General features: G+C 58.8%; 23 protein-coding genes. 5 read left to right on the top strand and 18 right to left on the bottom strand.

Features of this window, described 5'->3' with window-relative positions; translation table 11 throughout:
• Window positions 1-37: 37 nt before the first annotated feature.
• The 4 genes from pabA to ppiA all read right to left on the bottom strand — a co-directional run bounded on the left by pabA (window position 38) and on the right by ppiA (window position 2,068).
• Complete coding sequence (gene pabA / locus L2I46_RS16675; RefSeq protein ID WP_236948048.1) at window positions 38-601, bottom strand: aminodeoxychorismate synthase component 2; 564 nt, start codon at window positions 599-601, stop codon at window positions 38-40.
• 31 nt (window positions 602-632) lie between these two features.
• Complete coding sequence (locus tag L2I46_RS16670; RefSeq protein WP_032454217.1) at window positions 633-1,235, bottom strand: putative adenosine monophosphate-protein transferase Fic; 603 nt, start codon at window positions 1,233-1,235, stop codon at window positions 633-635.
• A complete protein-coding gene (locus tag L2I46_RS16665; protein WP_004202194.1) occupies window positions 1,225-1,392 on the bottom strand; it encodes a YhfG family protein in 168 nt (55 codons plus the stop codon). Before L2I46_RS16665 ends, L2I46_RS16670 begins: the two co-directional genes overlap by 11 nt.
• A gap of 106 nt (window positions 1,393-1,498) precedes the next feature.
• Window positions 1,499-2,068, bottom strand: coding sequence for a peptidylprolyl isomerase A (gene ppiA / locus L2I46_RS16660; RefSeq protein ID WP_032454218.1), 570 nt, complete (start codon window positions 2,066-2,068; stop codon window positions 1,499-1,501).
• Between the two features lie 277 nt (window positions 2,069-2,345).
• Between ppiA and tsgA the strand changes: the two genes are divergently transcribed.
• A complete protein-coding gene (tsgA, locus tag L2I46_RS16655; protein WP_004202192.1) occupies window positions 2,346-3,533 on the top strand; it encodes an MFS transporter TsgA in 1,188 nt (395 codons plus the stop codon).
• Here tsgA and L2I46_RS16650 read toward each other — a convergent pair.
• Window positions 3,530-4,852, bottom strand: a complete 1,323-nt coding sequence (locus L2I46_RS16650) for a cytosine deaminase (protein WP_218798967.1) — start codon at window positions 4,850-4,852, stop codon at window positions 3,530-3,532. The two genes, tsgA and L2I46_RS16650, sit on opposite strands and share 4 nt — an antisense overlap.
• Before the next feature lie 238 nt (window positions 4,853-5,090).
• Between L2I46_RS16650 and nirB the strand changes: the two genes are divergently transcribed.
• The 3 genes from nirB to cysG all read left to right on the top strand — a co-directional run bounded on the left by nirB (window position 5,091) and on the right by cysG (window position 9,484).
• Window positions 5,091-7,634, top strand: a complete 2,544-nt coding sequence (nirB, locus tag L2I46_RS16645) for a nitrite reductase large subunit NirB (protein WP_065883118.1) — start codon at window positions 5,091-5,093, stop codon at window positions 7,632-7,634.
• Window positions 7,631-7,957, top strand: a complete 327-nt coding sequence (gene nirD / locus L2I46_RS16640) for a nitrite reductase small subunit NirD (protein ID WP_023291187.1) — start codon at window positions 7,631-7,633, stop codon at window positions 7,955-7,957. Before nirB ends, nirD begins: the two co-directional genes overlap by 4 nt.
• A 153-nt stretch (window positions 7,958-8,110) precedes the next feature.
• The gene (gene cysG, locus L2I46_RS16635; protein WP_023291188.1) at window positions 8,111-9,484 is read left to right on the top strand and encodes a siroheme synthase CysG; all 1,374 of its coding nucleotides are present in this window, start codon (window positions 8,111-8,113) and stop codon (window positions 9,482-9,484) included.
• Window positions 9,485-9,558: 74 nt separating this feature from the next.
• On the opposite strand, the gene trpS is transcribed toward cysG, so the two are convergent.
• From trpS to L2I46_RS16575, 12 genes are all read right to left on the bottom strand, one after another.
• Window positions 9,559-10,563 carry a tryptophan--tRNA ligase gene (trpS, locus tag L2I46_RS16630; protein ID WP_002920253.1) on the bottom strand — a complete coding sequence of 335 codons (1,005 nt, stop codon included), beginning with the start codon at window positions 10,561-10,563 and terminating at the stop codon, window positions 9,559-9,561.
• The gene (gene gph / locus L2I46_RS16625) at window positions 10,556-11,317 is read right to left on the bottom strand and encodes a phosphoglycolate phosphatase (protein ID WP_064154977.1); all 762 of its coding nucleotides are present in this window, start codon (window positions 11,315-11,317) and stop codon (window positions 10,556-10,558) included. Before gph ends, trpS begins: the two co-directional genes overlap by 8 nt.
• A complete protein-coding gene (gene rpe, locus L2I46_RS16620; protein WP_023291190.1) occupies window positions 11,310-11,987 on the bottom strand; it encodes a ribulose-phosphate 3-epimerase in 678 nt (225 codons plus the stop codon). Before rpe ends, gph begins: the two co-directional genes overlap by 8 nt.
• 17 nt (window positions 11,988-12,004) lie before the next feature.
• A complete protein-coding gene (gene dam / locus L2I46_RS16615) occupies window positions 12,005-12,832 on the bottom strand; it encodes an adenine-specific DNA-methyltransferase (RefSeq protein WP_004202178.1) in 828 nt (275 codons plus the stop codon).
• Between the two features lie 78 nt (window positions 12,833-12,910).
• Window positions 12,911-14,200, bottom strand: coding sequence for a cell division protein DamX (damX, locus tag L2I46_RS16610; protein ID WP_032429003.1), 1,290 nt, complete (start codon window positions 14,198-14,200; stop codon window positions 12,911-12,913).
• Window positions 14,201-14,284: 84 nt separating this feature from the next.
• The gene (gene aroB, locus L2I46_RS16605; protein WP_023291192.1) at window positions 14,285-15,379 is read right to left on the bottom strand and encodes a 3-dehydroquinate synthase; all 1,095 of its coding nucleotides are present in this window, start codon (window positions 15,377-15,379) and stop codon (window positions 14,285-14,287) included.
• A gap of 55 nt (window positions 15,380-15,434) precedes the next feature.
• Window positions 15,435-15,956 (bottom strand): shikimate kinase AroK, encoded by a 522-nt coding sequence (gene aroK, locus L2I46_RS16600; RefSeq protein WP_002920267.1) that lies wholly within the window; start codon window positions 15,954-15,956, stop codon window positions 15,435-15,437.
• Between the two features lie 270 nt (window positions 15,957-16,226).
• Window positions 16,227-17,468: a DNA uptake porin HofQ gene (gene hofQ / locus L2I46_RS16595; protein ID WP_032454224.1), complete on the bottom strand. Its 1,242-nt coding sequence runs from the start codon at window positions 17,466-17,468 to the stop codon at window positions 16,227-16,229.
• Complete coding sequence (locus tag L2I46_RS16590; RefSeq protein ID WP_064154974.1) at window positions 17,404-17,784, bottom strand: HofP DNA utilization family protein; 381 nt, start codon at window positions 17,782-17,784, stop codon at window positions 17,404-17,406. The genes hofQ and L2I46_RS16590 overlap by 65 nt, the downstream gene beginning before the upstream one ends.
• Window positions 17,774-18,202: a HofO family protein gene (locus L2I46_RS16585; RefSeq protein ID WP_044524958.1), complete on the bottom strand. Its 429-nt coding sequence runs from the start codon at window positions 18,200-18,202 to the stop codon at window positions 17,774-17,776. Before L2I46_RS16585 ends, L2I46_RS16590 begins: the two co-directional genes overlap by 11 nt.
• Window positions 18,192-18,725 (bottom strand): PilN domain-containing protein, encoded by a 534-nt coding sequence (locus tag L2I46_RS16580; protein WP_048298487.1) that lies wholly within the window; start codon window positions 18,723-18,725, stop codon window positions 18,192-18,194. The genes L2I46_RS16585 and L2I46_RS16580 overlap by 11 nt, the downstream gene beginning before the upstream one ends.
• A complete protein-coding gene (locus L2I46_RS16575; protein WP_236948047.1) occupies window positions 18,709-19,509 on the bottom strand; it encodes a pilus assembly protein in 801 nt (266 codons plus the stop codon). The genes L2I46_RS16580 and L2I46_RS16575 overlap by 17 nt, the downstream gene beginning before the upstream one ends.
• 118 nt (window positions 19,510-19,627) lie before the next feature.
• Between L2I46_RS16575 and mrcA the strand changes: the two genes are divergently transcribed.
• A complete protein-coding gene (mrcA, locus tag L2I46_RS16570; RefSeq protein ID WP_101866328.1) occupies window positions 19,628-22,186 on the top strand; it encodes a peptidoglycan glycosyltransferase/peptidoglycan DD-transpeptidase MrcA in 2,559 nt (852 codons plus the stop codon).
• 53 nt (window positions 22,187-22,239) lie between these two features.
• On the opposite strand, the gene nudE is transcribed toward mrcA, so the two are convergent.
• On the bottom strand, window positions 22,240-22,800 hold the full coding sequence (gene nudE, locus L2I46_RS16565; protein WP_004202164.1) for an ADP compounds hydrolase NudE: 561 nt from the start codon (window positions 22,798-22,800) through the stop codon (window positions 22,240-22,242).
• Between the last annotated feature and the right edge of the window lie 211 nt (window positions 22,801-23,011).

Below are 23,011 nucleotides of genomic sequence, written 5' to 3'. Positions count from 1 at the left end.
AAAATATGCATAAAAAATCAGTCAATGGCAACCGAAATCACCGCTTAATAAAGTTCGCCAGCAATTGATGGCCCTGTTCGCTGAGGATGCTTTCCGGATGGAACTGCACGCCCTCGAGATCCCAGTCGCGATGACGGATCCCCATAATCTCACCGCTGGCGCTGCGGGCGGTGACGATAAACTCAGGCGGCAGCGTCGGCGGGTCAATCACCAGCGAATGATAGCGGGTCACCGTCAAAGGATTATTCAGCCCCAGAAACACCCCTTCGCCGTTATGCTCGATAAGCGAGGTTTTTCCATGCATCACCTGCGCCGCCCGCACAATGGTCGCGCCAAACGCCTGGGCTATCGCCTGATGCCCGAGGCAGACGCCCAGCAGCGGCGTTTTCCCTGCATAGTGACGGATTACCGCGAGGGAAATCCCCGCTTCATCCGGCGTACAGGGACCAGGCGAAATCACTATCTTCTCCGGCGCCAGCGACGCTATCTCCTCCAGCTTCAACGCATCGTTGCGCCTGACCAGCACTTCCGCCCCCAGTTCGCAAAAGTACTGATACAGATTCCAGGTGAAAGAGTCATAGTTATCGATAAGCAGGATCATAGCGGCTCCGGAACAATCAAACCGGGCTATTCTACTCAGATTCCCGCGCTTCGCTTACCACTTTGCGAAAGATCGCCGCCAGCGGGTCCGGATCGCCCATCGCGCCCTGCTGACAGGCGGTGCTCCAGGCGGCAGGATCGACGTCACGCCAGTCAAGAAGGTAGCCGGCATGTATCGCCAGCTGTTCAAAGAAAATGCGCTGGGTCAGGCCATTGCCGAGACGAAAAGGGTGCAGCACATTAATTTCACCATAGAACCAGCTCAGGCGTTCGATAAAGGTATCCCGCGGCAGACCGCAGAGATAATCCTCCTGCTCCAGAGCCTGCATCAGGGCATTCCCCTCCTCTTCGATGCGGGCAAAGTGGCAGAACGGCGTATCGCCCAGGTAGAGGTTCACTTCACGCAGCCTACCCGCCCAGTCAAACAGATCCTGATACAGCTGATGATGAATAGCGCACAGATAGGGTAAGCCGCGCACCCGCGGGCCCAGCGGCAGAGTGGCCGCCCGCAGGGACGTCATCTCCAGGGCAGCCTGCTGCAGCGTTTTAGCCTGGCGGATGCCGAGGCGGTTGCGCAGGACGTTCAGCGCCGGATAGAGGTAAGGATCGCGTTCATCGCCAAATTTATCGCTCATACTCCCTCCGCAGCGTCGCGAGGCGAGCCTGCGCCTCCTCGGCAGTCAGCGTAACCAGCGGCACCGATACGCCTTCGAGGCGACGGCTGGCCTGAAAATTGCTATTACGTGTCTGTTCCCAGAGCCGGGATTTTTGCTTATCGGTGAGTGGACGCATCGTCGCCCCCCTTATCGTCCCCTGTGTGCCACAAGTATAAGCAGCAATTACAGGTTATGCCGGGAGGCAACCGGGCGCGGCGATAAACCACCGCGCCGCGGGAGGATTAGGGCAGCACTTTCGCAGAGAGGATAACAACCGGTTTAGACGGCACATTCTGGTATGGGCCGACGTTATGGGTCTGGACCTGGGAGATCTTATCCGCAACGTCCATGCCTTTGACTACCTTGCCAAACACCGCATAGCCAAAGTCGCGCTGGCCATGGTCGAGGAAGGCGTTATCCGCCACGTTGATAAAGAACTGGCTGGTGGCGCTATCCTGATCGGCGGTACGCGCCATCGCGATGGTGCCGCGGGTGTTGCGCAGGCCGTTGTCTGCTTCATTCTTGATCGGCGGGTTAGGCTGTTTCTGCTGCATCTGCTCGTTAAAGCCGCCGCCCTGCACCATGAATCCCGGGATCACGCGGTGGAAGGTGGTGTTGTTGTAGAAGCCGCTGTTAACGTACTTCAGGAAGTTATCCACGGAAATCGGGGCTTTCTGGCTGTTTAACTCAAGCTCAATGTTACCTGCCGAGGTGGTCAGCAGCACATGCGGATCGCCCTTTGCCGCCATGGCCGGGGAGAAAGCTGAAATGGCGAAAACGGCAGCCATCGCCGCCAGTGTTGATTTGAGCATGGAAATTCCTTAACGGAGCAGAATAAAAGCGAGTGCCTTGATTCTAAAGAGCCTTTGCATCCTGGGCCAGCCTTTTACCAAATTTTACTTAGCTGTAATAATTGTAACCGCGCAAACGTTCTCCCTGGCGTCGAAAAAAGCGTGATGCAAGTCACATTAAAACATGCAAAAGATAACGTATTTCACAATAAACATTTAATTACATCACCTGAACGACTAAAATCTGTCCGCCCGGCGCAGCGTCAACGCGCTTTACCTTTCTATTCACAGGCCAGTCATGACTAACAGCAACCGTATTAAGCTCACATGGATCAGCTTCTTCTCCTACGCCCTGACCGGCGCGTTGGTGATCGTCACCGGTATGGTGATGGGTAACATTGCGGATTATTTCCATCTGCCCGTTTCCAGTATGAGCAACACCTTTACCTTCCTGAACGCCGGTATTCTGATCTCCATCTTCCTCAATGCCTGGCTGATGGAGATCGTGCCGCTGAAAACTCAGCTGCGTTTTGGCTTTATTTTAATGGTGCTGGCGGTGGCCGGCCTGATGCTCAGCCACAGCCTGGCGCTGTTCTCCGCGTCGATGTTCGTTCTCGGCCTGGTCAGCGGGATCACCATGTCGATCGGGACCTTCCTGATCACCCATATGTATGAAGGCCGTCAGCGCGGGGCGCGTCTGCTGTTTACCGACTCCTTCTTTAGCATGGCGGGAATGATTTTTCCGATGGTCGCCGCGGTCCTGCTGGCGCGCAGCATCGAGTGGTACTGGGTCTACGCCTGTATCGGTCTGGTGTATGTCGCTATTTTCGTCCTGACATTCGGCTGTGACTTCCCGGTGCTCGGCAAAAAAGCGCAGAGCGAAAACAGCCAGCCGGTAGTGAAAGAGAAGTGGGGCATCGGCGTGCTGTTCCTCTCCGTCGCGGCGCTGTGCTACATCCTCGGTCAGCTGGGCTTTATCTCCTGGGTACCGGAATATGCCAAGAGCCTGGGCATGAGCCTCGGCGATGCCGGTAAACTGGTGAGCGATTTCTGGATGTCCTACATGATCGGCATGTGGTCATTCAGCTTTATCCTGCGCTTCTTCGACCTGCAGCGCATCTTAACCGTCCTCGCCGGCCTCGCGACGGTGCTGATGTACCTGTTTATCAATGGTTCGCCGGAGCATATGCCGTGGTTTATTCTGACCCTGGGCTTCTTCTCCAGCGCCATCTACACCTCGATCATTACGCTCGGTTCGCAGCAAACTAAAGTCGCTTCACCAAAGCTGGTGAACTTTATCCTCACCTGCGGCACCATCGGCACCATGCTGACTTTCGTGGTCACCGGCCCGATTGTGGCTGCCAGCGGTCCGCTGGCAGCGCTGCACACCGCTAACGGCCTCTACGCCGTGGTGTTCGTGATGTGCTTTATCCTCGGCTTCGTCTCCCGTCACCGCCAGAACAACGCGCAGGCGGCGTCTCACTAAGCCTTCGGCCCCTTTGCGTCCGCAAGGGGGCTGTTCCTCATAAAAGAGAGCGCCTCGCCACCGCGGTCGGTCTGGATCCAGGTTTGCGCCAGCTGGGTAATCGCGATCACCCTTCCCTGGCGAATTGACCAGCGCACCGGCACCTGGCAGCGTACCGCCTCAAAGCCATTCTCCGCCGGGAGGATGATCAGGTTAGCCGGGTTGCCGCTGACGATGCCGTAATCGGTCAGGCCAAACGTGCGGGCGCTGTTGTCAGTGATAAGCTGCAGGCCGTCGTTAATCTGCTGGTAGCCCATCAGCTGGCAAACGTGCAGCCCCATATGCAGGACCTGCAGCATATTACCGGTCCCCAGCGGGTACCACGGGTCAAAGACATCATCATGACCAAAACAAACGTTGATCCCCGCCGCCATCAGCTCCTTCACCCGGGTAATGCCCCGTCGCTTCGGGTAGTCGTCAAACCGGCCCTGCAGATGAATATTGACCAGCGGATTGGCGACAAAGTTGATGCCGGAGAGCTTTAGCAGGCGGAACAGGCGCGAGGTATAGGCGCCATTATAGGAGTGCATGGCGGTGGTATGGCTGGCCGTCACCCGCGGCCCTATCCCCGCCTTCAGCGCCAGCGCGGCAACGGTTTCAACAAAGCGCGACTGTTCATCGTCAATTTCATCGCAGTGAATATCCAGCGGGCGGTCATATTTCTGCGCCAGTCGAAAGGCGATATGCAGCGATTCCACCCCATATTCACGGGTGAACTCAAAGTGCGGGATCGCCCCGACGACATCCGCCCCCAGCTTCAGGGCCTCTTCCAGCAGCGCCTCGCCGTTGGGGTAAGAGAGGATCCCCTCCTGCGGAAAAGCGACAATCTGCAACTCGACCCATGGCGCCACCTCCTTTTTGACCTCCAGCATCGCCTTCAGCGCCGTCAACGTTGGATCGGAGACATCGACATGGGTACGGACAAACTGTACGCCATTGGCGATCTGCCACTTGAGGGTTTTCCACGCCCGGGCTTTAACGTCCTCATAGCTGAGCAGCGCTTTCCGCTCCGCCCAGCGCTCAATCCCCTCGAACAGGGTGCCGGACTGGTTCCAGTTCGGCTCACCAGCCGTCTGGGTGGTATCCAGATGGATATGCGGCTCAATAAAAGGCGGGATCGCCAGACCGCCGCGAGCGTTCAACACCTCGTAGCTTTCGTCCCGCGCCTCCCCCATCGGTGTGATCTCGCCAAAGCGGCCCTTATCTATCGCTATCTGCCACAGGCCGTCGCGGTCTGCCAGGCGTACGTTCTGAATCAACCAAAGCGGCGCTGCTGTCATATCACCCTCTCTATTCAATACGGCTTGTTTTCTACTCAACCCCAATCGCGACCCACCCAATTCTTGTACACAAAATCGGCAAAAAGGAAAAGCCAGCGTTTTCCACAACTTAGAAAATTACAGACAAATCAATTATATACCCATTAAGTGGTAGGTGAAGTTGTCATTGATTTGCATCAATAAGCCTGATGGCTGAATCGTTAAGGTAGGCGGTAATAGAAAAGAAATCGAGGCAAAAATGAGCAAAGTCAGAATCGCTATTATCGGTAACGGCATGGTTGGCCATCGCTTTATCGAAGAGCTTCTCGATAAGGCGCCTGCCGGACAGTTCGACATTACCGTGTTCTGTGAAGAACCGCGTATCGCCTACGACCGTGTCCACCTGTCGTCTTATTTCTCCCACCATACCGCAGAAGAGCTGTCGCTGGTCCGCGAAGGTTTCTATGAGAAACACGGCGTCAAGGTGCTGGTCGGCGAACGGGCCATCACCATCAACCGCCAGGAGAAAGTGATCCACTCCAGCGCCGGGCGCACGGTGTTCTACGACAAGCTGATTATGGCGACCGGCTCATACCCATGGATCCCGCCGATTAAAGGCGCGGAAACTCAGGATTGCTTCGTCTATCGCACCATTGAAGATCTTAACGCCATTGAATCCTGCGCCCGTCGCAGCAAACGCGGCGCGGTGGTCGGCGGCGGCCTGCTCGGCCTGGAAGCCGCAGGCGCCCTGAAAAACCTCGGTGTCGAAACCCATGTTATCGAATTCGCGCCGATGCTGATGGCCGAGCAGCTCGACCAGATGGGCGGCGAGCAGCTGCGGCGCAAAATTGAAAGCATGGGCGTGAAAGTTCACACCAGCAAAAACACCAAAGAGATCGTTCAGCAGGGCACCGAGGCGCGCAAAACCATGCACTTCGCCGACGGTAGCGAGCTGCAGGTCGATTTCATCGTCTTCTCTACCGGGATCCGCCCGCGCGATAAACTGGCCACCCAGTGCGGACTGGCGGTTGCCCAGCGCGGCGGCATCATGGTCAACGATAGCTGCCAGACCTCCGACCCTGATATCTATGCCATCGGCGAATGCGCCAGCTGGAACAACCGCGTGTATGGCCTCGTCGCGCCGGGTTATAAAATGGCCCAGGTGGCCGTCGACCACCTCCTCGGCAGTGAAAACAGCTTCACCGGCGCCGACCTCAGCGCCAAGCTGAAGCTGCTGGGTGTAGACGTGGGCGGTATCGGCGATGCCCACGGCCGCACGCCGGGCGCCCGCAGCTACGTCTATCTCGACGAAAGCAAAGAAGTTTATAAGCGTCTGATCGTCAGCGCCGACAACAAAACCCTGCTCGGCGCGGTGCTGGTCGGCGACACCAGCGACTACGGCAACCTGCTGCAGCTGGTGCTGAACGCCATCGAGTTGCCGGAGAATCCGGATTCGCTGATCCTCCCGGCCCACGCCGGCAGCGGCAAGCCGTCGATCGGCGTCGATAAACTGCCGGACAGCGCGCAAATCTGCTCCTGCTTCGACGTCAGCAAAGGCGACCTGATCGCCGCCATCAATAAAGGCTGCCATACCGTCGCGGCGCTGAAAGCGGAAACCAAGGCCGGTACCGGCTGCGGCGGCTGTATCCCGTTGGTCACCCAGGTGCTCAACGCCGAGCTGGCGAAACAGGGTATCGAGGTCAACAACAACCTGTGCGAACATTTCGCTTACTCCCGCCAGGAGCTGTTCCACCTGATCCGCGTGGAAGGCATCAAAACCTTCGACGAACTGCTGGCCAAACACGGCCAGGGCTACGGCTGTGAAGTGTGTAAACCGACCGTCGGCTCCCTGCTGGCCTCCTGCTGGAATGAGTACATCCTCAAGCCTCAGCACACGCCGCTGCAGGACACCAACGACAACTTCCTCGCCAACATCCAGAAAGATGGCACCTACTCGGTCATTCCGCGCTCCGCGGGCGGCGAAATCACGCCGGAAGGGCTGGTCGCCGTGGGCCGTATCGCTCGTGAATTCAATCTGTACACCAAAATCACCGGTTCCCAGCGCATCGGCCTGTTTGGCGCGCAGAAAGACGACCTGCCGGAGATCTGGCGGCAGCTGATTGAAGCGGGCTTCGAAACCGGCCACGCCTACGCCAAAGCGCTGCGGATGGCGAAAACCTGCGTCGGCAGCACCTGGTGCCGCTACGGGGTCGGCGACAGCGTCGGCTTCGGCGTCGAACTGGAAAATCGCTACAAAGGCATCCGTACGCCACACAAAATGAAGTTCGGCGTCTCCGGCTGTACCCGCGAATGTGCGGAAGCCCAGGGCAAAGACGTCGGGATCATCGCCACCGAGAAAGGCTGGAACCTGTACGTGTGCGGTAACGGCGGGATGAAGCCGCGCCACGCCGATCTGCTGGCCGCGGACCTCGATCGCGAGACGCTGATTAAGTATCTCGACCGCTTTATGATGTTCTACATCCGCACCGCCGATAAGCTGACCCGCACCGCGCCGTGGCTGGACAACATGGAAGGCGGGATCGACTATCTGCGCAGCGTCATCATCGATGACAAGCTCGGTCTGAACGACCATCTGGAAGAGGAGCTGGCTCGCCTGCGCGCCGCCTTCGCCTGCGAGTGGACCGAGACCGTCAATAACCCGGCGGCGCAGACCCGCTTCAAACACTTTATCAACAGCGACCAGCGCGACCCGAACGTTCAGGTGGTGCCAGAACGTGACCAGCATCGCCCGGCCACGCCGTATGAGCGCATCCCGGTTACTCTGGTGGAGGAAAAAGCATGAGCCAGTGGGTAAACATCTGCAACATTGACGACATCCTGCCCGCCACCGGCGTCTGCGCCCTGCTCGGTCAGCAGCAGGTGGCGATCTTCCGTCCCTATCATGACGACAGGGTGTTCGCTATCAGCAACATCGATCCGTTCTTTAACGCCAGCGTACTGTCTCGCGGCATTATCGCCGAGCATGACGGCGCCCTGTGGGTTGCCAGCCCGCTGAAAAAACAACGTTTCCGCCTGAGTGACGGCCTGTGTATGGAAGATGCCAGCCACTCTATCGCCCGTTTCGACGCCCGGGTAAAAGACGGCCACGTTCAGCTTAAGGCGTGAGTCCCGCGTCCTCCCCCCGGCCACGGGGGGAGATATAAGTAACACTTCTGACCGACAGCGCATGAGTGCGGGATATGTCGCATGTTTTGTATTACCTTTGCTGCTATTCTACGACTACTCATTTTCTACCCCTTATTTTTATGAGGTTATTCTGTGGATCACTTACCCATATTCTGCCAGTTGCGCCAGCGTGATTGTTTACTGGTTGGCGGCGGGGATGTCGCCGAACGCAAGGCCCGTCTGCTGCTGGATGCTGGCGCAAACGTCACGGTCAATGCGCTCGACTTTACCCCGCAGTTTCATGTGTGGGCCGATTCACAGATGCTAACCCTGGTGCAGGGGGAGTTTATCCCCTCGCTGCTGGACAACTGCTGGCTGGCCATCGCCGCTACCGATAATGAGACGGTGAACCAGCAGGTCAGCGACGCGGCCGAAGCGCGGCGTATCTTCTGTAACGTGGTGGATGCCCCGCGCCAGGCCAGCTTTATCATGCCGTCCATCATCGACCGCTCGCCGCTGATGGTCGCCGTCTCCTCGGGCGGGACATCCCCGGTGCTGGCGCGCCTGTTGCGCGAGAAGCTGGAGTCAGTCTTACCCCTGCATCTTGGCCAGCTGGCCCGCTACGCCGGCCATCTGCGCGCACGCGTGAAGCAGCAGTTTGCCACCGTAGGCGAACGCCGCCGCTTCTGGGAGAAGCTGTTCGTTAACGACCGGCTGGCGCAGTCGCTGGCCAATGACGATCGGCAGGCGGTGGCGGATACCACCGAGCAGCTGCTGACCGAGCCGTTAGAGCATCGCGGCGAGGTCGTCCTGGTTGGCGCCGGCCCAGGTGACGCCGGGCTGCTCACGCTCAAGGGCCTGCAGCAGATCCAGCAGGCCGACGTGGTGGTCTATGACCGGCTGGTCTCCGACGACATTATGAATCTGGTGCGCCGCGATGCCGACCGGGTGTTCGTCGGCAAGCGCTCAGGCTATCACTGCGTGCCGCAGGAGGAGATCAACCAGATCCTGCTGCGCGAAGCGCAAAAAGGAAGACGCGTGGTCCGGCTGAAAGGCGGCGATCCCTTTATCTTTGGCCGCGGCGGAGAGGAGCTGGAGACCCTCTGCGAGGCGGGGATCCCCTTCTCGGTTGTGCCCGGCATCACCGCCGCCTCCGGCTGCTCCGCCTACTCGGGGATCCCGTTGACCCATCGCGATTTCGCCCAGGGCGTCCGCCTGGTCACCGGCCATCTGAAAACCGGCGGCGAGCTGGACTGGGCGAACCTGGCGGTGGAGAAGCAGACCCTGGTGTTCTATATGGGTCTGAACCAGGCGCCGGCGATCCGCGAGAAGCTTATCGCCCACGGCATGGCGGAAGATATGCCTGCCGCCATCGTCGAGAACGGCACCGCCGTGACGCAAAAAGTGGTCAGCGGCACCTTAGGACAGCTGGATATTCTGGCGCAGCAGATGGCCAGCCCGGCGCTGATCATTGTCGGCCGCGTGGTCGGTCTGCGGGATAAACTGAACTGGTTCTCGAACCACTAACCTTCGCCTGACGGCGTGAACGACAGGCATAAAAAAGGGCGGGATATCCCCGCCCTTTTTAGCTGTTGCGTCGCTTACGGCTTGGCGACAAAGCCAATCGCTTCGTATACCGCTTTCAGGGTTTGAGAAGCGCGCGCGCTGGCCTTTTCTGCGCCGTCCTTCATCACCTGATTGAGAAACGCTTCGTCGTTACGGAAACGGTGATAGCGCTCCTGCAGGTCAATCAGCATGCCCGATACCGCTTCGGCGACTTCGCCTTTCAGGTGGCCATACATTTTGCCTTCGAAATGCTGCTCCAGCTCAGGAATGGTTTTCCCGGTGACCGCGGAGAGGATATCCAGCAGGTTGGAGACGCCCGCTTTCTCTTTCAGGTCGTAGCGCACCACCGGCGGCTCGTCGGAGTCGGTGACCGCACGTTTGATCTTCTTGACCACCGATTTCGGGTCTTCCAGCAGGCCGATGACGTTGTTGCGGTTGTCGTCGGACTTGGACATCTTTTTCGTCGGCTCCAGCAGCGACATCACGCGCGCGCCGGATTTAGGGATAAACGGCTCAGGCACTTTAAAAATATCGCCGTAGATGGCGTTAAAACGCTGGGCGATATCGCGGCTCAGTTCAAGGTGCTGTTTCTGATCTTCGCCCACCGGAACCTGGTTGGTCTGGTACAGCAGAATGTCAGCGGCCATCAGTACCGGATAATCAAACAGACCGGCGTTGATGTTCTCCGCGTAGCGCGCGGACTTGTCTTTAAACTGGGTCATGCGGCTCAGTTCGCCGAAATAGGTGTAGCAGTTCAGCGCCCAGCCTAACTGGGCATGTTCCGGCACGTGAGACTGAACGAAAATAGTGCTTTTCTGCGGGTCGATGCCGCAGGCCAGATACAGCGCCAGGGTGTCCAGCGTCGCCTTACGCAGCTGCTGCGGATCCTGGCGCACGGTGATGGCGTGCTGGTCCACGATGCAATAGATGCAGTGGTAATCGTCCTGCATGTTTACCCACTGACGCAGCGCACCCATGTAGTTGCCAATGGTCAGTTCACCTGAGGGCTGTGCGCCACTAAAAACGATGGGCTTAGTCATGTTTCAATTCCTGAGTTTCACTGTGCGGTAACCCGAGAGCGGGTAAGAGTTCATTAAACTGGTCGAAGAGATAGTCCGGCTCGCTCAGCGCAAGCGGTTCGCCATAGTTATAGCCGTAGGTCAGGCCAACAGAGCAGCAGCCTGCCGCTTTGGCCGCCTGAATATCATTACGTGAATCGCCGACGAACAGCAGCGCCTCCGGCGTCAGGCCAAGCTTTTGCGCCACCAGCAGCAGCGGTTCCGGATGCGGCTTTTTGTTCTGTACGTCATCGCCGCCGATCACCACGGTAAAGTATTTCGCCATATCGAGCGCGTCCAGCAGCGGGGCGACGAACGGCGTCGGCTTATTGGTCACCAGCGCCAGCGGCAGGCCTTTGGCCTGCAGCGCGCCGAGCGTATCGGCCACTGCCGGAAACAGGAAACTGCCCTCTTCCGCCGCTTCGGCGTAATAGCGGTCAAACAGTTTACGCAAAATGCGCAGCTGTTCGTCTTGCGGAATATCATGATCGTCGACGGAAGGCTTGCCCATCGCCGCACGTAACGTTGCACGCTCCTGACGAGCCCAGGTCAGCGCCCGCTCCATCAGAACATCGGCGCCGTTGCCGATCCAGGTCACGACGCGTTCTTCTCCCGCCACCGGCAGCTCCAGGGCGTAGAGGGCGTTATCAACGGCGGCGGTCAGACCCGGCGCGCTGTCCACCAGCGTGCCGTCGAGATCAAACGCGATGCCGCGGATCGCCTGTAATTTATCCATGACTCACCTTCGCTAATTCATTACGCATGTGATCAATGACTTTCTTGTAGTCCGGCTGACCGAAGATCGCCGAACCGGCAACGAACATATCCGCGCCCGCCGCGGCGATTTCGCCGATATTGCTCGCTTTCACTCCGCCATCCACTTCCAGGCGAATGTCGTAGCCGGACGCATCGATGCGCTGGCGCACTTCACGCAGTTTATCCAGCGTCTGCGGAATAAAGGACTGGCCGCCAAAGCCCGGGTTAACCGACATCAGCAGGATCACGTCCAGCTTATCCATCACGTAATCGAGATAGCTCAGCGGCGTCGCGGGGTTAAACACCAGGCCCGCTTTACAGCCGTGCTCTTTGATAAGCTGCAGGCTGCGGTCGACGTGTTCGGAGGCTTCCGGGTGGAAGGTGATGATGCTGGCGCCAGCTTCGGCAAAATCAGGAATGATGCGGTCGACCGGCTTCACCATCAGGTGGACGTCGATCGGCGCGGTAATACCGTAGTTACGCAGCGACTTCAGCACCATCGGGCCAATCGTCAGGTTCGGCACGTAGTGGTTGTCCATGACGTCGAAGTGCACGACATCCGCACCCGCCGCCAGCGCCTTCGCGGTATCCTCACCCAGACGGGCAAAATCAGCCGACAGAATCGAAGGGGCAATCAAATACTGCTTCATCCGCATCTCCTTGAAATTTATTTGGTCTTAGGCGGACGGTAGAGCGCTAAGAGCTCGTCCACCTTTTTACGCGTACCACCGTTGCTGCTGATGCTGCGCCGAACCTTCACAATATGCGTTTCTGCCGCGTTTTTATACCACTCCTGCGTCAACGGCGTGCGGTGGTTGGAAATCAGCACCGGGATCCGTTTCTTCATCAGCGATTCCGCCTTTTGCGCCAGCAGCACCTGTTGCTCCAGGTTGAAGCTGTTGGTGTGGTAGGCGGTAAAGTTCGCCGTCGCCGTCAATGGCGCATAGGGCGGATCGCAATACACCACCGTGCGGCTATCCGCACGCTGCATGCACTCTTCATAAGATTCGCAGTAAAACTCAGCGTTTTGCGCCTTGTCGGCAAAATGATAGAGCTCAGCCTCGGGGAAATAGGGCTTCTTATAGCGGCCAAACGGCACATTGAATTCGCCGCGCAAATTGTAGCGACACAGGCCGTTGTAGCCGTGACGGTTCAGATACAGGAACAGCACCGCGCGACGCAGCGGATCCTGGCTCTGGTTGAATTCATCTCGGTACTGGTAGTAGCGCTCAGCGACGTTGTTTTCCGGGGTAAACATCTCGCGGGCGGCAGCGACATACTCGTCGGTGCGCAATTTGACGATGTTGTACAGGCCGATTAAATCACTGTTGATATCCGCGAGGATATAACGAGAAAAGTCGGTATTGAGAAATACCGACCCGGCGCCCACAAAGGGCTCGATTAAGCACTCACCTTCCGGCAAATGCTTTTTAATATCGTCAAGCAGGGGGTACTTCCCCCCTGCCCACTTTAGAAAAGCGCGATTCTTTTTCATGCTGCCTAACTAATTACACATTCTCCGGCTGTGGAGAAAGCTCCGACAGCATCCTGCGCTTAAGACTACCCCACGGCATTATTTCAGATCAGCCTGAACCTGATGCAGTGGTTTTGCCCATGGATTTTTCGCCTGCACGTCCGGCGGCAGCGAGGTGACCGCGCGTTTCGCTTCATCTTTCGATGAATAGATACCGCTCACCAGCACGTACCACGGTTGGCCGTTACGCGACGTTTCATAGACAACATATCTGTCCAGCTTCTCTTTCTTCGCCCAGTTGTTCAGGTTTTCATAGTTAGAGGAGCTGCTGAGCTGCAGGGTATAGTTACCCGACGGCGCAGATTTCATCGAGCTGACGTCACCTGCCGTTTTACCGCTCTTCGCCGCCGGCGCTGCCGCGGCTGCCGTTGCAGCTGGCGCTGCGGTCGTCGCGGTCGTGGCTGGTTTGCTCTGCGCGGTGGCTGCCGGTTTACTTTCGCTGACGGTCGTTTTCGCCGGAGCGGTAGTGGCCGCGCTTTCAACATGCTTCGGCTGGACCGGTTTCGTTTCTACCGGCGCTTTCGCCACCGCCTGTGGTTTCGGCTGCGGCTTCGCTTCGATGACGGTGTGCTTACGCTCGGCCGGACGCGGCGTTGCCGCCGTCTGACGTTCGGTCGTCTGGCGCGGCGCCGCGGCGCCACTGGCGCCATTACGGATCGGCGCGACGGTTGCCGGTTCAGTTGGCAGCGTCGAGTTAGCTACGGCGCCGTCCAGCTGGCCCTGCTGCTGGGTCAGCGCGTTATTCAGATCGCCCTGAACTTCAACACGCTGCTGGCCCTGCGGCTCTGCCGCTGCCTGGCCCTGGGTCGGGTTCGCGGCAATAGGCGGTACCGTGACGTCCTGCTGTGTGGTGGTATTGGCGGCTGTCTGATCCTGGCCGGCAGCTGGCGTGCTGGCGGACTGGTCGTCAGACAGATTAATGCTCTTCTCGCCGGAAGCGGTCTGCTGGCTGGACGAAGATGGCGATTTCAGCGCGGAACCGATACCTACGATTAACAGCAACAGCACCAGAATCCCCACGCCCATCATGATGTACTGGCGGGAAGCGGGTTTCGCCGGCGCTTTTTTACGCTTACGCGGACGACGCTCTACAGGCTGCTCTTCGAGCATCTCCTCATCTTCCGCATCCAGTTCTTCTTCGAACTCTTCCTCTTCACGCTCACGACGGGCCTTGCCGGCGCGCGTCGGACGGCCTTCATCGGCATCAAGATCGACATCGTCAAAATTGATCTGCGGATCGGCATCACGCTCGGAAGACTGACGGGAACGACCAGCACGACGATCGTTGCGATCGGCTTTCATATCGTCTTCTGGTTTGAAATCATCCATTTAACACCCCACTAAAAGGCTTATGCTCACGATTATTGCACATCACCCGAAATGATAACGCCGCGCGAACGCGGCCAGACCTTCTTATTGTTGCGCCTGCTGAGTATCAGCAATCGCGCCAAGAACCACATCATGCGGCACTCCGCCGCGCAGCTCGCTGCTTCCTATTGCGAGCGGGAGCACCAGCCGCATTTCGCCAGCCAGTACTTTCTTATCGCGCATCATATGGGGCAAATACGCCTGCGCACTCATTTCCTGCGGGCCGCGTACCGGTAAACCTGCACGCTTGAGCAGATCGATAAGGCGCTGAGTATCCTGCGAGCGGAACTGCCCCAGCCGCTCGGACGTATGCGCCGCCATCACCATACCTGCCGCCACCGCTTCGCCGTGCAGCCAGTTACCGTAGCCCATTTCAGCCTCGATAGCATGGCCGAAGGTATGTCCAAGATTGAGTAAAGCACGTAACCCGGTTTCACGCTCGTCGGCAGCCACAACTTCCGCTTTCAGCTCACAGCAACGGCGAATGCAGTACGCCATGGCCTTTTCATCCAGCGCCAGCAGGGCATCAATGTTGTTTTCCAGCCAGCTGAAGAATGCGCCGTCGAGGATCACCCCATACTTGATGACCTCAGCCAGTCCGGAAGCGAGTTCGCGCTTCGGAAGCGTCTTCAGACAGTTAAGATCAACCACCACGGAAACCGGCTGCCAGAAGGCGCCAATCATGTTTTTGCCGAGAGGGTGGTTCACTGCGGTTTTGCCGCCGACCGACGAGTCGACCTGCGACAGCAAGGTGGTAGGGACTTGGATAAAACGCACGCCGCGCTGATAGCTTGCCGCGGCGAAACCGGTTAAATCACCGATAACACCGCCGCCGAGCGCCACCAGCGTGGTGTCGCGGCCATGGGGTTTTTGTAACAGCGCGGTAAATACGGTATCCATCACCGCCAGGCTTTTATACTGCTCGCCGTCGGGCAGGATCACGCTGTCAACGTTGACCCCTGCCTGCTCCAGCGCAGAGCGGACGGTATCCAGATAAAGCGGCGCCAGCGTTTCGTTGGTGACCAGCATAGCCTGGTCGCCCGACTTGAGTGGCAGGAAGGAAGCTGGATCGTTAAACAAACCAGCCGCGATGGTAATCGGGTAACTACGTTCCCCGAGGGTAACAGTAAGCCTCTCCATAACGCGACATCCACCTCAATGACTTTTACTCTGACGCACTTTTATTAAGCCAGAATCAGTTGCTTTCCAGCATATGAATAATCTGGTTCGCGACGACTTTCGCACTCTGATCGTCTGTGCGGATAGTCACATCGGCGATCTCTTCATACAGCGGGTTACGCTCGTCAGCCAGCGCTTCCAGTACTTCACGAGGCGGCGCATCGACTTGTAGCAAAGGACGCTTTTTATCGCGCTGCGTACGGGCCAACTGCTTCTCGATCGTTGTTTCCAGGTAGACCACCACGCCGCGGGCGGAGAGACGGTTACGCGTTTCACGGGATTTTACAGAGCCGCCGCCAGTCGCCAGCACAATCCCCTGTTTTTCCGTCAACTCATTGATAATTTTTTCTTCACGGTCGCGGAAGCCTTCTTCGCCTTCAACATCGAAGACCCAGCCCACATCAGCGCCAGTGCGTTTCTCAATCTCTTGATCAGAATCGTAAAATTCCATGTTGAGCTGTTGGGCTAACTGGCGCCCAATAGTGCTTTTGCCGGCACCCATAGGCCCAACCAGAAAGATATTGCGTTTCTCTGCCATTTTTTCGGTACTACTAAGACTATTCGTTAATGATAAACCCGCTTCGCAGACACCCAGCGCCGCAGGGCATGAACTGAAACCTCATATGCAATAGAGCGAGAGTCAGACTAAAAATTATCTCAATACTCCGGCTGGTTTGGCAACTGAATAAAATCGCCGGACAATAAAGGGAGGATTGATGTCGTACCCGACTCTCAAATCGGTACCCCTTGTATGCTAAATCCGTCCTCACGTCAAACACCTGAAACGTGTTTAGCATGAAAAACCTGCTTAACGTACTGCCAGAATCCGTGGCGTAATAAAGACAACCAGTTCACGGCGTTCATTATCTTTCCCGTCGCGGCGAAACAGACGCCCCAGCACCGGGATATCGCCAAGCAGCGGGACGCTGTCGCGGGCGGTTTTGTTTTTCTGCGAAAAGATGCCGCCCAACGCCAGGGTCTCGCCGCTGCGGACTTCCACCAGGGTCTCGATCTCCTGTTTATCAATGGCCAGCGCCTCGCCGTTATCCTGCTTCAGCACCTGGCCTGGCGTGTTCTCGCTTATTCGCAGCTTCAACCGCACTCTCCCCTTCTGCAGCACCGTCGGCGTCACCTCCATGCCCAGCACCGCCTCTTTAAACTCCACCGACGTGGCGCCGCTTTCACCGCTGGAGACCTGATAGGGGATCTCGCTCCCCTGCTTGATGCTGGCGGGCTGCATATGGGAGGCGAGCAAACGAGGACTGGCGATAATCTCGACCTGCTGCTTGCGCTCCAGCGCGGAAAGCTCCAGCTCAAGCAAGCGCCCGTTAATTTTGCCGATGTTAAAGCCTGCGCGGGTGCTGGCATCGTTGACCGACACATCGCTGCTTAGGGTGGTGATGTGCCCGGATCCCGGGGTGCTTTCAGCCTCCGCCAGCCGCCACTTCACCCCCAGTTCACGCAGGCTGGTTTCGCTCATCGACACGATATGGGCGGCCAGCTCCACCTGTCCGACCGGCAGATCCATCTCCTGCGCCCAGGCCTTCAGCGCCGGCAGATGCCGCGCATCATCGCGGATCAGCAGCCGATTGGTCCGCTTATCCGCCATCAGGTTTCCCCGGGAGCTAAGCAACTTACCGCCGCTTTTAGCCAGCTCCTCGGCATCGGCATAGTGCAGCGTCACGCTCTCCGCCAGCAGCGGCAGGTTCTGCAGACGTTTCGCCTGTTCAGCTTCGCGCTGCGCCAGATTGGCTTTTTGCCAGGCCTGCGTATGCGCGTAGATGACCGTCCCTTGCTGTTGCAAAGAGAGGCCTGCGCTATCCGCCACTGCCCGCAGCGCCTGGGTCCAGGGGACCTTCTGCAGGCGCAGGGAGAGCGTGCCGCTGACGTCCGGTGCGACAACGAGGTTCTTATGGTTCATTTCGGCCAGGGCTTGCAGCACCTGGGCCACTGGCGCGTCGTCAACGACCAGCGAAACCGGCTTGTCATTTCGCGCGGCGACCACCGCCAGCGGTAGCAGCAGAAGCAGCAGGCTTATCCATCGCATCATCTTGTTTTCCTTCACGTTGCCAGCGCCACGCTGGCGGTTCACATCCCGGGGGCGTGACGATGTCCAGCTCGCCGGCCGTCAGCCGACTCACCCGCCAGCCCGTGGGCAATTGCTCATCCAGGCGTACCCGTCGCCACATGCCGCTTCCGTCCTGCAAAAACCCCGTCCAGCCTGCGCCATCGCCGGCCGCGCCGCCATAGCGCCATTGCGACAGCTGCGCCGTGCGGCAAGGATCTTCAACCGGCAGGAAAGGATCGCGCCCGGCCGCCAGCAGCGACAGCGGCAACCACAGAAAAATCCAGCATTTACCGCCCATCTTCCGCCTCCAGCTGCAGCCGCATGCGCAGCGCCTGCCCCTCGCGCTCCAGCGAGAACGAACGCGGGTTCATCCCGCAGCGCGCCAGCCATGAGAACAGGGCGGGTACCGTCGGCCAGGAGAGAGTCAGCGCCATCTCACCGCCGCTCCCCTGCGGATGCCAGGCGATTAGCTTCGCGCCGGCGAGCGGAATGGCGATGGGCGAGAACGGCTGCTTGTCGATGCGTTCCCCGGAACTTTCACCGGCGGGGATGCGCAGCGCCATGATCCGCCGCCACTGCGTTTGCAGAGCGCCATCGCGGGACAGCGCCGCCAGCGGCTGGGGGGCATCGCGCCAGAGCGCCACGCCGCCCCCCATCAGCCCCATCGCGAGCAGGATCAACAGCCCCGCCCGGGTGCGCCGGGTGTTAATCCGCATCGGTGCGCGCTCCCGACAGGGTAAAACTGAACCGCCAGCGCCCCTCGGCGTCGCGCTGCGTTCCGCCGGCTTTAGCCGGCGCGAATCCCGCGACGCTGGCCAGAGCAGCCTCCACCCGGGCCAGCGCCTGCAGGTTGAGGGCCAGACCATCCAGCGTCAGGCGCGCCCCCTGGTACTCCAGCCGCGTCAGCCATGCCTGAGCGGGCAGGCCTGCAGCGAGCGCCATTAGTCGGGGTTGCCAGGCGGCGATCGTCGATCTGCGCTGGCGCTGCTCGCGCTGGCGTTGATGCTGCTGCCATGCCTCGCGCATCGCCTGTTCGCGCTGTTTGAGCGAGGCGAGCAACGCTGCGTCGGCTGTCGTGTGGATCCTCGCCAGGGCGTCGCGCTGTAGACCCGCTGTTCGCCCCGCCTGCAGGGTCGTTCCCACCAGCAGCACGATACCGGTGGCTAACAACAGGGCGTAGCGCAGGCGCTGGCGGCGACGCAGGTCACGCCAGGGGAGAAGATTAACGACATGCGTCATGGCGCCCGCCTCCCAGCGCCAGCCCAAGGGCAATGGCGTAGCGATCGCCGTCGGCTGGCAGCGGAGGCTGCCGGCGGTGAACCACCTGCCAGACATCAAAACGACTGGCCTCGTCGCCCGCATCAGCGCACAGGCGCAGAGGAACCTGAAGTTGCCCCGCCAGCTGGCTTAAGGACCCTATCGCATCGCAGGCGTCACAGCCCCAGGCCTCCTGGGTCGCCCATAGCCAGTACTTTTCATCCCGCCACGCCAGGCCTTGCTCTGCTGCCGTCACCCAGGGGAAAAAGGCGCCGAGCGCGCTGGCATCCGGTACGATGGCCGCCACCCGCAGCCGCAGCCGCCCTGCCAGCTCCCGCAGAACATTGATATCCAGCCGCTGCGCCGCCGTCACCTGCCAGCCGTCATCCCGCGAGGTGGGCGCATAATCAATACATAGAGAGGAGGCGGGCATCGCCAGCTGTTGGGTCATGGCGCTGGCTATCCACGTCGCCTGTTCCCGCTCTCGCAGGGCGAACTGGGGATAAGGCAGGCGTTTTTGCAGCGTGCGAGCCGCGGGAAAGGCGATACTGATCTGATGCTGCACCGGTAGCTCCCGCCGCCAGTCGGCCAGCCGTGAGCCGAGGGCGCTAACGTCCGCCACCATCCCCTGCCGCACCAGACCTGGCGGCAGCGGAATGCGCCACCAGCGGCGCAGTGCCCAGTGTGAGCGCTCATGCAGTAGCGCGACAATGGCAATGCTATCCTGTTGGATATGCATTCCGATCCGCCAGTTTCTGAAAGCCATGCTTACGATCTCCTTATCCGGCAAAACTGTCCGGCTATATCAATGCACCTGGCTTGCCTTTATACTACCGCGCGTTTGTTTATAAACTGCCCAAATAAAACTAAATGGGAAAACACCGGTGAAGTTCGTAAAGTATCTATTGATCCTTGCAGTCTGTTGCGTACTGCTGGGAGCAGGCTCGATTTTTGGCCTCTACAAATACATAGAGCCGCAACTCCCCGACGTCGCAACCCTGAAGGATGTGCGTTTGCAGATCCCGATGCAGGTCTATAGCGCCGACGGTGAGCTTATTGCGCAGTACGGCGAAAAGCGCCGTATCCCTGTAACGTTGCAGCAAATTCCCCCCGAGCTGGTGAAAGCGTTTATCGCCACCGAAGACAGTCGTTTCTATGAGCATCACGGCGTCGATCCGGTGGGTATTTTCCGCGCCGCCAGCGTGGCGATGTTCTCAGGCCACGCCTCGCAGGGCGCCAGCACCATCACCCAGCAGTTAGCGCGTAACTTCTTCCTCAGCCCCGAGAAGACGTTGATGCGTAAGATTAAAGAGGCCTTTCTGGCCATCCGCATCGAGCAGCTGCTGAACAAAGATGAAATCCTTGAGCTGTATCTGAACAAGATTTACCTCGGCTACCGCGCCTATGGCGTCGGCGCCGCGGCGCAGGTCTATTTTGGCAAACCTATCGACCAGCTGACCCTCAGCGAAATGGCGGTGATTGCCGGTCTGCCGAAAGCCCCGTCCACCTTTAACCCGCTCTATTCGATGGATCGCGCCACAGCCCGTCGCAACGTGGTGCTGTCGCGTATGCTGAGCGAGGGGTACATCACCCAGGCGCAATACGATGAAGCGCGCAGCGAACCCATCGACGCCAGCTACCACGCGCCGAAAATCGCCTTCTCAGCGCCTTATCTGAGCGAAATGGTGCGCCAGGAGATGGTGAATCGCTATGGCGAGCAGGCCTATGAAGATGGCTACCGGGTGTACACCACGATTACCCGCAAAAACCAGCAGGCGGCCCAGCAGGCGGTCCGCAATAACGTGCTGGATTACGATATGCGTCACGGCTACCGCGGCCCGGCCAGCGTGCTGTGGAAGGTCGGCGAAACGCCGTGGGAGGCGAAAAAGATCGTCGACGCCCTGAAGCGCCAGCCTGGCTTAGGCCCGCTTTCTCCTGCGGTGGTCACCTCCGCGACTGCCCAGGAGGCCGTCGCGCTGTTGGCTAACGGCGACTCCGTTTCACTGACGATGGACGGCGTGCGCTGGGCTCGTCGCTTTATCTCCGATACGCAGCAGGGGGCGACTCCGCGTAAAGTCAACGACGTCGTGCAGGCCGGGCAGCAGATCTGGGTTCGCAAAGTGGGTGACAGCTGGTGGCTGTCGCAGGTCCCGGACGTCAACTCGGCGCTGGTCTCCATTAACCCGCAAAACGGCGCGATTATTGCCCTTGTCGGTGGGTTTGACTTTAACCAGAGCAAGTTTAACCGCGCCACCCAGGCGCTGCGCCAGGTCGGCTCCAACATCAAGCCGTTCCTCTACACCGCTGCGATGGATAAAGGCTTAACTCTGGCCAGCATGCTCAACGATGTGCCAATCTCGCGCTGGGACGCCGGGGCCGGCTCCGACTGGCGGCCGAAAAACTCGCCGCCGCAGTATGCCGGTCCGATTCGTTTACGCCAGGGCCTGGGGCAGTCGAAAAACGTGGTAATGGTGCGCGCCATGCGCGCCATGGGCGTTGACTATGCCGCCGAGTACCTGCAGCGCTTTGGTTTCCCGGCGCAAAACATTGTCCACACCGAATCGCTGGCGCTGGGCTCCGCCTCCTTTACGCCTCTGCAGGTCGCCCGCGGGTATTCGGTGATGGCCAACGGCGGCTTCCTGGTCAACCCGTTCTTTATCAGTAAGATTGAGAATGATCAGGGCGGGGTCCTCTTCGAAGAGCGCCCGAAAATCGCCTGCCCGCAGTGTGATTTACCGGTGATTTACGGCGATACGCCAAAATCCAATGTGCTGGAAAACAAAGATGTGGAAGATGTCGCCACCTCGACGGAACCGCAGAATGGCAACGTGCCGCCGCAGCCGCAGCTGGAGCAGGCCAATCAGTCACTGGTGGCGCAGAGCGGCGCCCAGGAATACGCGCCGCATGTGATCAATACCCCGCTGGCCTTCCTGATCAAGAGCGCGCTGAACAGCAACATCTTTGGCGAACCGGGCTGGATGGGAACCGGCTGGCGCGCCGGCCGGGATCTGCAGCGGCATGACATCGGCGGCAAAACCGGAACCACCAACAGCTCGAAGGACGCCTGGTTCTCAGGCTACGGGCCGGGCGTGGTGACCTCGGTTTGGATCGGCTTTGACGATCATCGTCGCGATCTTGGGCGGACCACCGCATCAGGGGCGATTAAAGATCAGATCTCCGGCTACGAAGGCGGCGCCAAAAGCGCCCAACCGGCCTGGGACAGCTTTATGAAGAGCGTGCTGGAAGGCGTTGCGGAAGAGCCGTTAACGCCGCCGCCGGGAATCGTCACGGTGAATATCGATCGCAGCACCGGTCAGCTGGCGAACGGGGGCAACAGCCGGGCGGAATACTTTATTGAGGGTACCCAGCCCACGCAGCAGGCGGTCCATGAGGTGGGCACCACCCTGACGGACGGCGGCGGTGAAACCCACGAGCTGTTCTGACAAAAAAAGCGCCTGCGGGCGCTTTTTTATTGCTGCTTAGCGTGAACGCTCGTTCAGAGTCTCCCCTGGGCCTGCAGCCATTCCCGCACTAAAAACAGCGCGCTGACGTTGCGGGCCTCGTTAAAATCTTCTTCATCCAGCAGCGACATCAGCTGCGCCAGCGGCCAGCGCACCTGCGGCAGCGGCTCGGGCTCATCGCCCGGCAGCGACTCCGGATAGAGATCTTCCGCCACCAGGATATTCATTTTGCTGGAGAAGTAAGAGGGAGCCATACTGAGCTTCTTCAGGAACGTCAGCTTATTGGCGCCGAAGCCAACCTCTTCTTTCAGCTCGCGATTGGCCGCTTCATCCACGGTTTCACCCGGATCAATCAGCCCTTTGGAGAAGCCCAGCTCGTAGGATTCCGTCCCGACGGCATACTCGCGAATCAAAATAATATGATCATCCACAATCGGCACAATCATTACCGCTTCGCGGGTGGAAGGCCGCATACGTTCATAAACACGACGCACACCGTTGCTGAATTCCAGATCGACGCTTTCGACATTAAAGAGGCGCGAACGGGCGACAGTTTCAACATTGAGAATGGTGGGTTTTTGTAATGATTTGCTCATTGTCATCGGTCTATGCTGTGATTAAGCAGTCATTGTGCGATACGCAACACGCTTTCGGCAATCCAAATCGCCACTTATTTACAGAGTTGTAACCTTTTCCCTGCAAAGGTGAAAGTAATAAAGATAAAAAAGTCAATAGCTTGAATTCTGTTTGAGAATTTACCGATTTCTGCGCTTTAACGTTTTTGGTAAGCTTATACACTGCTGCATG

It is taken from the genome of Klebsiella sp. 2019SCSN059 (genome assembly GCF_021739525.1).
Taxonomy (GTDB): Bacteria; Pseudomonadota; Gammaproteobacteria; order Enterobacterales; family Enterobacteriaceae; genus Klebsiella; species Klebsiella quasipneumoniae.
This window is presented reverse-complemented; position numbering and strand designations above follow the sequence as displayed.